Genomic DNA, 13,180 nt, shown 5'->3' with positions numbered 1-13,180 from the left:
TGGACCGGACGACCCGGGCCGCGCAGGCGCCGGGGTCAGATGTGGCCGGCGCGCCGCAGCAGCACCGCGAGCACCCACCCCGGGAGCACCCACAGCCACAGCGTGGCGATCCGGTAGGTGACCGCCGCCAGCACCGCCGGCACCGGGTCGACCCCCACGGCGACCAGCCCGCCGGCGATGGCCGTCTCGATGGCCCCCGCCCCGCCCGGGGTGGGGAAGACGCTGCCGACGGCCGTGCCGGCGAACAGGACGACCGCCAGCTCCAGGAGCGGCACCGACGCGTCGTAGGCGTGCAGGCTGGCGGCCAGCGCCGCGAGGAAGCCACCGGTGACGAGGCAGCTGCCCGCCACCCCCGCGGCCAGGCGGGCGGGCCGGCGGACGAGGTCGCGGAGCACGGCGACGGCGCGGCCCACCGGCTCTCGCAGGCGCCCCACGACCCAGGCGCGCACGCGCGGCACCGCCAGCACCGCGAGCGCCGCCACGACGACCGAGCACACCGTGACCAGCGTCACCGCGTCGGGCAGGAGCCGGACGCCCTGGGCCATGCGCCCCGAGGTGAGCACGGCGACGCCGAGCACCGCCGCGGTCACGACCACCGAGACGACCTGGATGGCCACCACCGCCGCGACGGCCGCCGGGGTCGGCGCTCCCCGCCGGTACAGGTAGCGGACGTTCAGGGCCATGCCCCCGAGGCCCGCGGGGCCGAGCAGGCTGAGGAAGGTCCCGGCCACCTGCACGGCCGCCGTCGGCAGCCGCCGCAGGGGCACGGGCGAGAAGGCCACGACCGTCGTCGTGGCGCCCGCGAAGGGGACCAGCGCGGTGAGGACCGTCAGCACCAGCCACCCCGGGGAGGCCTGGCGCAGCACCTCCACCGGGTCGGCGCTGCCGAGCTGGCGGACCACGAGCACGAGCGCGAGGACGCCGAGCCCGGCCCCGGCCAGGGCGCCCAGGAGCCCCCAGCGCCGGATCGTCGACGAGGGCTGCGCGGCGTCGTCGGCGCCCCGCTCGCGGGCCGCCGGCGAGGCCCCGGGGGCGGCGGGCCGCGCGGCGCCGGAGGAGCCCGTGGGGGACCGGTCGGGCCGGGCCGCGGCGTCCCCGGGGACGTCGGACCGGTGGGGAGGGCGGGTCAGGTCGGCCTCCGGAGGGACGGCCATGGAGTCCTCCTCCCCGCGGTGCCGTGGACCCACGAGCCTACGGCGGGCGGCGGCCCCGCCCGCCCGGACGCACCGCGGGGGGCCGTCCGGTCCGGACGGCCCCCCGCGGTGAGCGGTCAGCGCGAGGTCACTCGCCGAAGCGCTCGTCCCCCGCCTGCTGCGCGGCCTGCTTCTCGCTGGTGGCGCCGGCCGTCGAGATCTGGCCGCCGGCGTTCTCCAGGTGCGCGCGCACGAACCAGTGGAACTGCTCGAGGTCGCCCGAGTGGTCGATGAGCAGGTCCTCGGTGACCGGGTCGAGGTCGCCCGCGGACTCGATGGCCTCGCGGTAGTCGGCGATGACGCCCTGGTAGACGAGGTCGAGCGCGCCGAGGTGCTCGATCGTGCCCGCGCGGCCGATGGAGTAGTCGTCCCACTTGCGCTGGGCGACGAGGTGCCCCGGCGTGCCCACCGGGCTGCCGCCCATGGCGGCGATGCGCTCGGCCACGGCGTCCGCCATCTCGCGGACGGCGTCGACCTGCGGGTCGAGCATCTCGTGCACGCCGATGAAGTTCGGCCCGATGACGTTCCAGTGCACGTGCTTGAGGGTCAGGTGCAGGTCGGTGAGGGCGATGAGCCGCTCCTGCAGGTTCTTCACGACCTGCGCCCCGGCGTCGGCGTCCATGCCCGGGATCGTGTACTCGATCTTCGGGGCGCCGTCGAGGGCGGTCGAGGGGTCCTTGGAGGTCTCGCTGTAGGTCATGCCCGCGACGCTACGACCGGCCGACCGCCCTCGCACCCGCGCGGGACCTGCGCGGCCGGGCGGGCGCGGAGGGCGCCGCCCGCGCGGGCCGGGGGCGCGCGACGTCGCCGCTACGCTGCGCCCGTGAGCAGCCCGTCCCGGATCTTCGCCGCGCGGCTGGCCGGGCTCCCCGTCTTCGACCCCATGGGCGACCAGGTCGGGCGCGTGCGCGACGTCGTCAGCGTGCTGCGCGGCGACGGGCGGCGCCTGCGCGTCGTCGGGCTCGTGGTGGAGGTCCCCGGCCGCCGCCGCGTCTTCGTGCCCATGACGAGGGTCACGGCCATGGACGCCGGCCAGGTCATCACCACGGGCCTGGTGAACATGCGCCGCTTCGAGCAGCGCAGCACCGAGGTGCTCCTGCTGGCCGAGGTGCTGGAGCGCCAGGTGGAGCTCCTCGACGGCTCCGGCGCCGCCACGGTGGAGGACCTCGCCCTCGAGCGCCCCGGCCCCCGCGACCTCGAGGTCACCCGTGTCTTCGTCCGCCGCGGCACCCCCGGCGGGCTCGGCTCCCGGCTGCGGGGCCGGCGGGGCGAGACGCTGCTCGTCCCCGTCGACGAGGTCGGGAACCTGCTCGGGACGCCGGCCGCGGCCCAGGGCGCGAGCCTGCTCATCGCGACCTTCGAGGACATGAAGCCCGCCGACATCGCCGAGGCGCTCCACGACCTCTCGGGGCGCCGCCGCCTCGAGCTGGCCGCCGAGCTCGACGACGAGCGGCTGGCGGACGTCCTCGCCGAGCTGGGCGAGGACGACCGCGTCGAGGTGGTCACCGGGCTCGCCCGCGAGCGCGCGGCCGACGTCCTGGAGGCGATGGACGCCGACGACGCCGCCGACGTCCTCGGCGAGCTGCCGGAGGACGCCAAGGAGACGCTCCTGCAGCTCATGGAGCCCGACGACGCCGCCGACGTGCGCCGGCTGCTCGCCTACGACGAGGAGACCGCGGGCGGCCTCATGACGCCCGAGCCGGTGCTCATGGCGCCGGAGGCGTCGGTGGCGGAGGCGCTGGCCCTGGTGCGCAGCAGCGACCTGTCCGTCGCCGAGGCGGCGTCGGTCTACGTCTGCCGCCCCCCGCTGGAGACCCCGACGGGTCGCTACCTGGGCGTCGTGCACATCCAGGCCATGCTGCGGGTGGCGCCCCACGAGCGGATCGGCTCCATCCTCGACACGGACGTGGACGGCCTCTCCCCCGACGCCCCGCTCGGCGTGGTGGCGCGGCGCCTCGCCGTCTACAACCTCGTGTCGGTCCCCGTCACCGACCCCGCCGGGCGCCTGCTGGGGGTCGTGACGGTGGACGACGTCCTCGACCACATCCTCCCCGAGGACTGGCGGGAGCAGGACGACGCCGAGCTGGGGCGGGGCGGCGCGGCGCGGCGCTGAGGGGTGCCGCCCGAGCGGGCGGGAGGCGGACGGCGCGGACCGAGCAGGAGCCACGACGGCACCTGGACGCAGGAGGAGGGACGAGATGGCAGCACGGGACCAGAGCGGGACGCGCCGGCGGGAGCCGGGGCTCGACAGCCCCCAGGAGACGAGGCGACGGTTCCTGCCCCGCCCGAGCATCGACCCCGAGACCTTCGGCCGGCTCTCGGAGGCCTTCGCCCGCTTCATGGGCACGCCGCGCTTCCTCATCTACATGTCGTGCTTCATCGTCCTGTGGGTCTTGTGGAACACCCTCGCCCCGGCGAGCGTGCGCTTCGACCCGTACGCCTTCCTCTTCCTCACCCTGATGCTCTCGCTGCAGGCCTCCTACGCGGCGCCGCTGATCCTCCTGGCGCAGAACCGCCAGGACGACCGCGACCGCGTCTCCCTGGAGCAGGACCGCCAGCGCGCCGAGCGGAACCTCGCCGACACCGAGTACCTCGCGCGCGAGGTGGCGGCGCTGCGCATCGCCATGCGCGACGTCGCGACCCGGGACTTCCTGCGCAGCGAGCTGCGGGGCTTCGTCGAGGAGCTCGACGGCGGGCGCGAGGACGGCGAGCGCGGGCGCGGCCGGGGCCGCCAGGGCCGCTCGGACGGGCGTCCGGAGAGCCGTCCCGGCACACCTACCCTGGGGGCATGAGCCCCTCCGAGACGCTCGTGCGCGAGGCCCTGGGCCGCGTGCTCGACCCCGAGATCCGCCGCCCCATCACCGACCTCGGCATGGTGCGCTCGGTGTCCCTCGACGGTCCCGACGTGGCGGTCGAGGTCTCCCTCACCACCGCGGGCTGCCCGATGCGCGAGCAGCTCACCCGCGAGGTCACGCGCGAGGTCTCCGCCGTCGAGGGCGTCGCCTCCGTGCGGGTCGAGCTCGGGGTCATGGACGACGACCAGCGCGCCGCGCTCAAGGACGTGCTGCGCGGCGGGCGCCCCGCCCGCGAGGTGCCCTTCACCCAGCCCGGGTCGCTGACGCGCGTCGTCGCCGTCGCCTCGGGCAAGGGCGGCGTCGGCAAGTCCAGCGTCACCGTCAACCTCGCCGCGGCGATGGCCGCGGACGGGCTGCGCGTCGGCGTCCTGGACGCCGACGTCCACGGCTTCTCGGTGCCCCGCATGCTCGGCGTCGAGCACGCCCCCACGCGCGTGGACGACATGATCATCCCGCCCGTGGCGCACGGCGTGAAGATCGTCTCCATCGGGATGTTCACCCAGGGGAACGCGCCCGTGGTGTGGCGCGGCCCGATGCTCCACCGCACGCTCGAGCAGTTCCTCACCGACGTGCACTGGGGCGACCTCGACGTCCTGCTGCTCGACCTGCCGCCGGGCACCGGTGACATCGCCATCAGCGTCGCGCAGCTCCTGCCCGGGGCGGAGCTCCTCGTGGTGACCACCCCGCAGGCCGCGGCGGCCGAGGTGGCCGAGCGCGCCGGCGCCGTGGCGCACCAGACCAAGCAGTCCGTCGCCGGCGTCGTGGAGAACATGAGCTGGATGGAGATGCCCGACGGCTCGCGCGTCGAGGTCTTCGGCAGCGGCGGCGGCGAGGCCGTGGCCGGGCGGCTCGAGGACCTGCTGCGCGTCCCCGTGGGCCTGCTCGGCCGCGTGCCGCTCGACGTGCGCGTCCGCGAGGGCGGCGACGCCGGCGTCCCGCTCGTGCTCTCGGACCCCGAGGCGCCGGCGGCGGTGGCGCTGCGGGAGGTGGCCCGGGCGCTGTCGAAGCCCCGCGGCCTCGCCGGGCGCCCGCTCGGGATCACGCCCGTGCGCTCCCCCGCCCAGCGCGTCGCGGGCTGAGCGCACCGCGCCGCGCCGGCCAGAGCGCGTCGCGGGCCGGGCCAGCCGACCACCGGCGGAGCCGGGGCCCGCGCCGCTGGCGCCGCACGTCGCGGCGCTCCGGCACCGGGAGGGCCCACCTCGTCGTGGCGCGCGTCGGGTGCCGGGCTAGGTGGCCTCGTCGTCGAAGGGCGTGCGGTCGGGCGTCACCCTGGGCTCGGCGCCGCCGCGCGGGCTCGGGACGGGCGGGCGCGCCGGGCTCGACCCGCCGGTCGCCGCTGCGGCCGCGACCGCGGCGCCCCCCCCACCCGCCGCGGGCGCGGCCAGCGATCGCGGGGCTCCCGGGCTGCGGGGCTTGGCGGGCGGGTCGTCCCACACGTCGGTGAGCGCGTCGCGGACGATGCGACGCGGGTCGTACTGGCGCGGGTCGAGCTTCTGCCAGTCGATGTCGTCGAACTCCGGGCCCATCTCCTCCTTGAGGCTGTCCCGGGCGCCCTTGGCGTAGCGCACGCCGCCGCGGACGAGGTCGGCGAGCTGCTGGGAGTACCGCGGCAGCCGCTCGGGACCCACGACCACGAGGACGATGACGAGCAGCACGAGCAGCTCGCCACCGTTGGGGAAGGACACGGCCGCAGCCTACGACGGCGTGCGCTCCGCTCGTGCGCACCCGTCGCCGCGGGGCGGACGCGCCCCGCGGGCGTCACCGGGCCGTCGACCGCCGGACGCCGCACGGCCACCCGCCGGGCGCCGTCCGCCGTCACGGCCACGTCGTCGACGACTCCCGCAGCGCGGCGTCGTCCGCGCCGCCCCGCCGCGTCAGTCGCTCGGCTCGCTCCCGAGCTCGACGGGGATCTCGACGGCCTCGCGCCCCCGGCGCACCGTGAGCACCACCTCCTCGCCCGGCGTGCGGGCGCGGATGGCGACGATGAGCTCGTCCGGGGCGGTGACGAGCTGGTCGTCGATCGCCGTGATGACGTCGCCGGGCTCGACGCCGGCGAGGTCCGCCGGGCCGCCGGCGACGACGGGTGCGCCGGCCGGGCTCGACCCCTGCGCCACGCGCACGCCCTGGCCCTCGTAGGTGGAGTCCAGGGAGACGCCGATGACGGGGTAGGTGGCGACGCCGTCCTCGATGAGCTCGGTGGTCGTGCGCACCACCTGGTCCGCCGGGATCGCGAAGCCCAGGCCGATGCTGCCGCCCGCTCCGAGCGCGGCCGTCTGGGCGATGGCCGAGTTGACGCCGACCACGGCGCCGGTGAGGTCGACGAGCGGGCCCCCGGAGTTGCCCGGGTTGATCGCGGCGTCCGTCTGCACGGCGTTGATGAAGCCCTGCTCGCCCTGGCTGGGACCGGCCACGACGGGGCGGTTGAGCGCGCTGACGATGCCGCTGGTGACCGTGCTGGCCAGCCCGAGCGGCGCGCCCACCGCCACGACGGGGTCGCCCACGCGGACGGCGGAGGTGTCGGCGAAGGCGAGCGGGACCAGACCGGTGCGGTCGATGCGCAGCACCGCGAGGTCGTAGTCGGCGGTGCGTCCCACGACCGTCGCGGGCTCCCGCGTGCCGTCGGACAGGAGCACGCGGATGCGCCCCGCCGCCTCGACGGCCGGCGCGATGACGTGGTTGTTCGTGACCACGTACCCGTCCTCGGACAGCACGAAGCCCGACCCGTTGCCCGATCCCTCGCTCGAGCTGATCTCGACCGACACGGTGCTCGGCAGCACCGCGTCGGCGACCTGGGTGACCGAGCCGTCGGCGGGCTGCGCCGCGCCCCCGCCCGAGCGGTCGACGACGGAGACGGTCGTCCCGGCCGGGCCGGCGAGGCGCTGCCCCGCCACGCCGCCGAGCAGGCCGACGAGCAGGCAGGAGGCCACGAGCGCCAGCGCGCGCGCCGAGCGCCACCGGCGCCGCGGCTCGCGCGCGCGCCCGAGCAGCGGCGCGGGCGCACCCTCCGGGAACCCCGGCCCGGAGTGCCCCAGCAGGGGCCCCGGGGCGGGCTCGCCCCCCGGGGCACCGGGGGGGTCTTCGGAGCCGGGCGCCGAGCCGGTCGGGCCGCCGGCGCCCCTCCACGCCCCAGCCCCGGCGTCGGCGCGGTGACCCGGGTCCGCCGAGGAGGGGACCCCCGGGTCCTCTCGCGGCGCCCAGGGGGAGGGCTCCCGGCCGAGCTGGCTCTCGTCGGCGCCCGGCGCCGGGTGGTCGCGGCTCGGCGCGGCGTCGTCGCCGCGCGGCGCGGGGCCCGGGACGCTCATGGGTGCTCCTCCTCGTGCGGCGCGGCCGCTCGGTGGCTGGACGAGCCATCCTCGCCCGGCGGGGGCGGCGGCGCGCACCGGGCCCGCACGAGACCCCCGGGCGGCCCTCCCGCGGACCGACGTCCGGCGGGGGCGCGGCGTGCCGAGCGGCGCTCCGGGCCTCAGTCCAGGCGGGCGGTGGGGGCGCGGTGGGCCAGGGACGCGCGCAGCTGGGCGCGGGCGCGGTGGATGCGCGAGCGCACCGTGCCGATCTTGACGCCCAGGGTCCGGGCGATCTCCTCGTAGCTGAGGCCCTCGATGTCGCAGAGCACCACGGCCGCGCGGAACTCCGGCGACAGGTCGAGCAGCGCCGCCTGCACGTCGTGGTCGAGGTTGCCGTGCTCGAACGCCCGCTCCGGCCCCGGGTCCCCGCCCGGGAGGCGGTCCGTCGCGTCGTCCCCGAGGGCGTCGAAGCGGATGCGCTGGCGGCGCCGCACCTGGTCGAGGAAGAGGTTGGTGGTGATGCGGTGGAGCCAGCCCTCGAAGGTCCCCGGCGTGTAGGAGGACAGGGACCGGAACACCCGGACGAAGACCTCCTGCGTCAGGTCCTCGGCGTCGTGGCGGTTGCCCGTCAGGCGGTAGGCCAGGCGGAAGACCCGGGCCGAGTGGTCCCGGACCACCTGGTCCCAGGACGGCGGCGTCCAGGCGTCTCCGTCCGCGGGCGCCCCCGGGACATCGGCGTGGACGGCCTCGGTGCGCCCTGCGTCGGTGCGCCCGGCGTCGTCGTGCCCGGCAGCGGTGTGCGCGGAGCCGTGGGCTCGCGTCGTCATGCGCCGATGGTGCCACCGGCGCCTGGACGCCACCTGGCAGCCCCGGCCCCGCGCCGCGCAGGGACCAGCGGACGGAGCAGCGGACGCCGCCGCCCGGGCGCCCCGCGGCCCTCCCCCGCGCCGCTCTCCTGCCCGCCGCTCTCCCACTAGCCTCGGGGGGCGCCGCCGCCGACCGACCCGGTCGGGAGGGGCGCACGAGCCGAGGGGTGCGTCATCGCCGCCACGTCCGCCGCCAGCCGCAGCTACGCCGAGGACTTCGTCGTCGAGGACGAGGCGACGGAGCGCGCGCGGGGCCGCGGCGTCGAGCTGGGCTGCTCGCCCGTCGCCCCGGGCACCGGCGCGGCCCTGCGGGTGCTCGCCGCCGCCTCGGCGGCCCGCGCGGTGGTCGAGGTCGGCACCGGCAGCGGCGTCTCCACGCTGTGGCTGCTGGCGGGCATGCCCGCCGACGGCGTCCTGACGACGATCGACAGCGAGCCCGAGCACCAGCGGGCCGCCCGCGAGGCGCTCGCCGACGCCGGCGTCCGCGGCGGGCGGGTCCGCGTCATCGGGGGCCGCGCGCAGGACGTGCTGCCGCGCCTGACCGACGGCGCCTACGACCTCGTGCTGCTCGACGCCGACCGCCGCGACCTGGACGCCCACCTCGACCAGGCGCTCCGGCTGCTGCGGCCGGGCGGCCTCCTCGTCGTCGTCGGCGCCCTGTGGCGCGACAAGGTCGCCGACCCGGCGCAGCGCGACGAGACCACGACCGCCGTCCGCCAGGCCGGTCGGCGCGTGCGCGACGACGAGCGCCTCGTGCCCGCCCTCCTGCCGGTGGGCGACGGCCTGCTCGTCGGGGTCGTCCGCGGCTGAGCCGTCCCCCGGCGCCCCCGACCGGCCCTCCGAGGCCCGTCGTCGCCGGGCTGCCGGGTCCGGCCCCGTCGGCGGCACCCCGTCGACGAGGCGCGCCCCAGGACGCCGGGCGGCGTCAGGACGGCACCGGGCGTCAGGACGGCACCGGGGCGCTGCGACGCCCCGTGCGGGCGCCGCGCGTCAGACGGCGCCGTCCTCCAGCCACCGCAGCAGCAGGCGGGCGCCGAAGCCCGTGGCGCCCCGGGTGACCTCGTGCTCGTCCTTGTCGGCCCGGCCGGGGCCGGCGATGTCCAGGTGCGCCCAGCGCCGCGAGCCGACGAACTCGCGCAGGAACAGCGCGGCGGTGATGGACCCCGCGCCGGGGCCGCCCTTGGCGGCCACGTGCCGCAGGTCGGCGACGTCGGAGTCCAGGGCGTAGGTGTAGTCCTCCACCAGCGGCATCCGCCAGACGCGCTCGCCCGTCGCCTCGGAGGCGCTGCGCAGCTGCTCGAGCAGCGGGGCGTCCCCGGTGTACAGGGCCGCGTGGCGCTTGCCCAGGCCCAGGGAGGCCGCCCCCGTCAGCGTGGCCACGTCCACGAGCAGGTCGGGGTCCAGGGACGCGTCGGCGTGGGCGAGGGCGTCCGCCAGGACCATCCGCCCCTCGGCGTCGGTGTTGGCGATCTCCACGGTGGTGCCGCCGTGGACGCGCACGACGTCGCCGGGGCGGTAGGAGGACCCGCCGAAGGCGTTCTCGGCCAGCGGCAGCAGCGCCGTGACGGGCTGGGGCAGCTCCATCTCGGCCGCGCCGAGGACGGCGGCGAGGACGACCGCGGCGCCGGCCATGTCGGTCTTCATCGGGACCATGCCCTCGCGGGGCTTGATGGACAGGCCCCCGCTGTCGAAGGTGATGCCCTTGCCCACGAGCACGACGTGGCGCCGCGGCGCCGTCCCGGCGGCAGGCCGGTACCGCACGGTCACCAGGCACGGCGGGGAGTCCGAGCCGCGACCCACCGCGAGGATGCCGCCGAAGCCCTGGCGCTCCAGGGCGGCCGCGTCGAGCACCTCGACCTCGACGCCGGGGACGTCGGCGGCCAGGGCGCGGGCCTGCTCGGCCACCCAGGCCGGGTCCTTGACCGACGACGGCGTGGTGGTCAGGTCCCGCGCGCGCCACGTGGCGCGCGCGGCGACGACGGCGCGCGCCAGCGCGGGCCCCTCGTCCACGCCGAGGAGCTCCACGACCTCGGCCGCCGGTCGGGGGCCGTCCTCCAGCCCCGTGCGGGGCGGGTCGTAGCTCGCCAGGAGCAGTCCCTCGAGCAGGGACCGCAGCGCCCGCGGGGCGAGCCCGACACCGGCCGTCGTCACGACGCGCTCGGTGCCGCGGGTGGCGCGCGCCAGCGCCGCGCCGGCGCGGCGCAGGGCCGTCGCGCCGCCGTCGCCGACGCCGAGCAGGAGGAGGCGGCGAGGGCCCGCGCCGTCGTCGCGCGAGGACGGCAGGGGCACGCCGAGGACCTCGCCCGCCGCCCCGCGGAAGCGCTGCTGCTCGGCCAGGACGGCCGTGTTCACCCCCAGCCACACCGCGGCGTCGGCCGTCCCCGGGCGCGGCTGCGGATCGCTCTCCCCGGGGGGCGGCGCGGCGACGGGGACCGCGAGGACGTCGGCCCCGGCGGCGGAGCGGACGTCGCTGCTCGAGACGGGGACCAGGCGGGGCATGCGGGCGACCACGTCCGCGACCCTACCCACGGCTCCGGCGTCCGCCCGGCGGCCCGGCCCGGCCGCGGGGCCCTCGCGGCCGGGTCGGCAGCGGGGTCCGGTGGTCGGGGCGGGCGGTGGACGCACGACGGCCCCGCCCGGAGCGCTCCGGGCGGGGCCGTCGTGCAGGTCGCGGACCGGCGGACCGGTCAGCCGACCGCCGTGCCCAGCGCGTCGCCCAGGCCCTTGGCCTCGTCGGGGGTCATCTCGACGACGAGCCGCCCGCCGCCCTCCAGGGGCATGCGCATGACGATGCCGCGACCCTCCTTCGTGACCTCGAGCGGGCCGTCACCTGTCCTCGGCTTCATGGCCGCCATCTGCGGGTCCCCTTCCTGTGGACGTGATCGGCCTCCATTATCCGTGGTGATCGCGGGAAGTCGAAACGGGGCTAGCCTCCCGGGCGGCACCGGTGCCCTCGCGGGGCGCCCGGCGCCCTCCCGCGCCCGCGCCGTCAGCCCCCGGAGGTCCCGTGACCGCGCCGCTCGCCGCCGTCGAGCACGACGGCGCCGTCGCCCGGGTCGTCGTCGGGCGCCCGGAGGTCCGCGGCGCCCTGGACGCCGCCACCCGCCGAGCGCTGCTGGCCGCCCTGCGGGAGGTCGCGGCGGACGCCGAGGCGGGGGCCGTGCGCTGCGTGGTCCTCACGGGCGCGGGGGACTCCTTCTGCGCCGGGCAGGACCTGCGCGAGCACGCCGCGCGGCTCGCCGACGGCGACGCCGCGCTGGGGCGGGTCGTCGAGGAGGAGTACGCCCCGCTCGCGCTGCTGCTGGCCGAGATGCCGGCGCCGGTGGTGGCCGCCGTCCGCGGCACCGCTGCGGGCGCCGGGGCCGCGCTGGCCCTGGCCGCCGATCTGCGGCTGCTCGCGGCGTCCGCCCGCATCGACCTCGGCTTCTCCCGCGTGGGGCTGCCACCCGACACGGGGACGTCGTGGTGGCTGCCGCGCCTGGTGGGCGAGGGGCGCGCCCGCGACCTGCTGCTGCTCCCCCGCCCCCTGCCGGCGGCGGAGTGCGCGGCGATCGGGCTGGCCACCGAGGCCGTCGACGACGACGCCCTCGACGCGCGCGTCACCGAGGTGGCGCAGCAGCTGGCGGCCGGCCCGACGGCGGCGCTCGTGGCCACGCGGCGCGCCCTGGCCTTCGCCGCGACGCACGACCTGGCCGCGACGCTGGAGCACGAGGGGCGCCTCGTGGTCGAGGCGGCGCAGCGCCCCGAGCACCGCGCCGCGGTCGAGGCCTTCCTCCGCCGCCGGCGCTGAGGGCCGCAGCGCTCGCGACGAGCCCCGGCGCGGGCGCCGGGCTCCTCCGCGAGCAGCGGGGTCCGGGCGACCGCCTGCGGCTCAGCCGCTCCCGCCGCCCCGCACCCAGCACCCGGCGAGGTGGTCGTCGACGAGCCCGACCGCCTGCATCGTCGCGTAGGCGGTGGTCGGCCCCACGAAGACGAGGCCCTCGGCCTTCAGCGCCCGCGCGAGGGCTGCGGACGCCGGGGTGGCCGAGGGGACCTCGCCCACGTGCTCGGGCGCGGGGCGGTGGCCCGCCGGCTCGGCCGCGCGCACGAGCAGCGCCTCGAGCCCCCCGCGCTCGCGCAGCGCGACGACGGCGCGCGCGTTCGCGAGGACGGCGTCGACCTTGGCGCGGTTGCGCACGATCCCCGCGTCGGCGAGCAGCCGCGCGCGGTCGTCCGGCCCGAAGGCCGCGACGGCGTCGGCGTCGAAGCCCGCGAAGGCGACGCGGAAGGCGGGGCGCTTGCGCAGGATCGTGAGCCAGGACAGGCCGGACTGGAACGCCTCGAGGCTCAGGCGCTCGAAGAGCTCGGCCTCGCCCGTGACCGGGCGGCCCCACTCCTCGTCGTGGTAGCGGCGGTAGTCCTCGGGGCCGTCGCCCCAGGGGCAGCGGGCGCGCCCGTCGTCGCCGACCACGGGACCGCCCCCGTCCCCGCCCGAGGACCCGAGCACGGGCCCCTGCGGGCGCTCGGTCACGGCTCGAGCGGCTCGGGGGTCTGCGCCTCGACGCGGCGGACCATGTCGACGACCACCGACCGCAGCCCCACCCAGGCGGGCACGCGCAGCAGCGGCGCCAGCGGGCGGGTGAGGGCCACGGGTGCGATCTCGACGTCCTCGCCCCAGACCACGCGGCACGAGCCGGCCGTGAGCGGGTCGACCCGCAGGGCGGCGCTGCCGAGCACGACGGAGCCGCGCTTGGCCAGCACGGCGGTGCCCGGGAGACCGCCGTCCTCGGGGGCCCCGGCCGTCGGAGGCTCCCAGCGGACGACGTCCATGGGGTCGTCGAAGCCGACGCCGAGGAGCGCGGTGCGGCCGGTGAAGGAGTCCCCCACCCCGCCGGTGCGACGGGTGGAGAAGACCCGGGTGAGGGGGATGGACCCGGTCTGCCAGGGCCAGTCCGTCAGGTGGCGCCACACGACCGGGGCGCTGCGGCGAGCGCTCACCTCGA

14 protein-coding genes are annotated in these 13,180 nt (G+C 78.1%); 5 read left to right on the top strand and 9 right to left on the bottom strand.

Annotated elements, in window-relative coordinates:
- Window positions 1-35: 35 nt before the first annotated feature.
- Both Q0848_RS00865 and Q0848_RS00860 read right to left on the bottom strand, forming a co-directional pair.
- Window positions 36-1,154 carry a lysylphosphatidylglycerol synthase transmembrane domain-containing protein gene (locus Q0848_RS00865; RefSeq protein ID WP_299033463.1) on the bottom strand — a complete coding sequence of 373 codons (1,119 nt, stop codon included), beginning with the start codon at window positions 1,152-1,154 and terminating at the stop codon, window positions 36-38.
- Between the two features lie 127 nt (window positions 1,155-1,281).
- Window positions 1,282-1,893, bottom strand: coding sequence for a Dps family protein (locus Q0848_RS00860; RefSeq protein ID WP_299033460.1), 612 nt, complete (start codon window positions 1,891-1,893; stop codon window positions 1,282-1,284).
- Window positions 1,894-2,016: 123 nt separating this feature from the next.
- On the opposite strand from Q0848_RS00860, the gene Q0848_RS00855 reads away from it, so the two are divergent.
- The 3 genes from Q0848_RS00855 (at window position 2,017) to Q0848_RS00845 (ending at window position 5,127) form a co-directional block, all read left to right on the top strand.
- Complete coding sequence (locus Q0848_RS00855) at window positions 2,017-3,306, top strand: magnesium transporter MgtE N-terminal domain-containing protein (RefSeq protein WP_299033456.1); 1,290 nt, start codon at window positions 2,017-2,019, stop codon at window positions 3,304-3,306.
- A gap of 85 nt (window positions 3,307-3,391) precedes the next feature.
- Window positions 3,392-3,985: a DUF1003 domain-containing protein gene (locus Q0848_RS00850; RefSeq protein ID WP_299033454.1), complete on the top strand. Its 594-nt coding sequence runs from the start codon at window positions 3,392-3,394 to the stop codon at window positions 3,983-3,985.
- A complete protein-coding gene (locus Q0848_RS00845; protein WP_299033452.1) occupies window positions 3,982-5,127 on the top strand; it encodes an Mrp/NBP35 family ATP-binding protein in 1,146 nt (381 codons plus the stop codon). Before Q0848_RS00850 ends, Q0848_RS00845 begins: the two co-directional genes overlap by 4 nt.
- 147 nt (window positions 5,128-5,274) lie before the next feature.
- On the opposite strand, the gene Q0848_RS00840 is transcribed toward Q0848_RS00845, so the two are convergent.
- The 3 genes from Q0848_RS00840 to sigE form a co-directional block, all read right to left on the bottom strand.
- Window positions 5,275-5,733 (bottom strand): Sec-independent protein translocase TatB, encoded by a 459-nt coding sequence (locus tag Q0848_RS00840; protein WP_299033449.1) that lies wholly within the window; start codon window positions 5,731-5,733, stop codon window positions 5,275-5,277.
- A gap of 189 nt (window positions 5,734-5,922) precedes the next feature.
- Window positions 5,923-7,350: a S1C family serine protease gene (locus Q0848_RS00835; protein WP_299033447.1), complete on the bottom strand. Its 1,428-nt coding sequence runs from the start codon at window positions 7,348-7,350 to the stop codon at window positions 5,923-5,925.
- A gap of 161 nt (window positions 7,351-7,511) precedes the next feature.
- Complete coding sequence (gene sigE, locus Q0848_RS00830) at window positions 7,512-8,159, bottom strand: RNA polymerase sigma factor SigE (protein ID WP_299033444.1); 648 nt, start codon at window positions 8,157-8,159, stop codon at window positions 7,512-7,514.
- Between the two features lie 213 nt (window positions 8,160-8,372).
- Here sigE and Q0848_RS00825 point away from each other — a divergent pair, with 213 nt between their 5' ends.
- Window positions 8,373-9,008: a class I SAM-dependent methyltransferase gene (locus tag Q0848_RS00825; RefSeq protein WP_366146362.1), complete on the top strand. Its 636-nt coding sequence runs from the start codon at window positions 8,373-8,375 to the stop codon at window positions 9,006-9,008.
- A 180-nt stretch (window positions 9,009-9,188) separates the two neighbouring features.
- On the opposite strand, the gene Q0848_RS00820 is transcribed toward Q0848_RS00825, so the two are convergent.
- Both Q0848_RS00820 and Q0848_RS00815 read right to left on the bottom strand, forming a co-directional pair.
- Entirely contained in the window at window positions 9,189-10,709 is a 1,521-nt protein-coding gene (locus tag Q0848_RS00820; protein WP_299033441.1) for a M17 family metallopeptidase, read from the bottom strand.
- A 176-nt stretch (window positions 10,710-10,885) separates the two neighbouring features.
- Entirely contained in the window at window positions 10,886-11,053 is a 168-nt protein-coding gene (locus Q0848_RS00815; RefSeq protein ID WP_299033437.1) for a DUF3117 domain-containing protein, read from the bottom strand.
- A 152-nt stretch (window positions 11,054-11,205) separates the two neighbouring features.
- Here Q0848_RS00815 and Q0848_RS00810 point away from each other — a divergent pair, with 152 nt between their 5' ends.
- A complete protein-coding gene (locus Q0848_RS00810) occupies window positions 11,206-11,988 on the top strand; it encodes an enoyl-CoA hydratase-related protein (RefSeq protein WP_299033434.1) in 783 nt (260 codons plus the stop codon).
- Window positions 11,989-12,069: 81 nt separating this feature from the next.
- Here the strand turns inward: Q0848_RS00810 and Q0848_RS00805 are convergent, their stop codons facing one another.
- Window positions 12,070-12,708: a DNA-3-methyladenine glycosylase I gene (locus tag Q0848_RS00805; protein ID WP_299033431.1), complete on the bottom strand. Its 639-nt coding sequence runs from the start codon at window positions 12,706-12,708 to the stop codon at window positions 12,070-12,072.
- Window positions 12,705-13,175 carry a hypothetical protein gene (locus Q0848_RS00800; RefSeq protein ID WP_299033429.1) on the bottom strand — a complete coding sequence of 157 codons (471 nt, stop codon included), beginning with the start codon at window positions 13,173-13,175 and terminating at the stop codon, window positions 12,705-12,707. The genes Q0848_RS00805 and Q0848_RS00800 overlap by 4 nt, the downstream gene beginning before the upstream one ends.
- Between the last annotated feature and the right edge of the window lie 5 nt (window positions 13,176-13,180).

The sequence above is a fragment of the uncultured Pseudokineococcus sp. genome, from assembly GCF_947495735.1.
Taxonomy (GTDB): domain Bacteria; phylum Actinomycetota; class Actinomycetes; order Actinomycetales; family Quadrisphaeraceae; genus Pseudokineococcus.
The sequence above is the reverse complement of the archived record's forward strand: the minus strand, read 5'-3'. Positions and strand labels throughout refer to the sequence as shown.

Excerpts from the sequence above, each read along its gene's own strand:
- Q0848_RS00860 (WP_299033460.1), bottom strand. The coding sequence starts at position 1,893 with ATGACCTACAGCGAGACCTCCAAGGACCCCTCGACCGCCCTCGACGGC.
- Q0848_RS00850 (WP_299033454.1), top strand. The coding sequence starts at position 3,392 with ATGGCAGCACGGGACCAGAGCGGGACGCGCCGGCGGGAGCCGGGGCTC.
- Q0848_RS00835 (WP_299033447.1), bottom strand. The coding sequence starts at position 7,350 with ATGAGCGTCCCGGGCCCCGCGCCGCGCGGCGACGACGCCGCGCCGAGC.
- Q0848_RS00865 (WP_299033463.1), bottom strand. The coding sequence starts at position 1,154 with ATGGCCGTCCCTCCGGAGGCCGACCTGACCCGCCCTCCCCACCGGTCC.
- Q0848_RS00845 (WP_299033452.1), top strand. The coding sequence starts at position 3,982 with ATGAGCCCCTCCGAGACGCTCGTGCGCGAGGCCCTGGGCCGCGTGCTC.
- Q0848_RS00815 (WP_299033437.1), bottom strand. The coding sequence starts at position 11,053 with ATGGCGGCCATGAAGCCGAGGACAGGTGACGGCCCGCTCGAGGTCACG.
- sigE (WP_299033444.1), bottom strand. The coding sequence starts at position 8,159 with ATGACGACGCGAGCCCACGGCTCCGCGCACACCGCTGCCGGGCACGAC.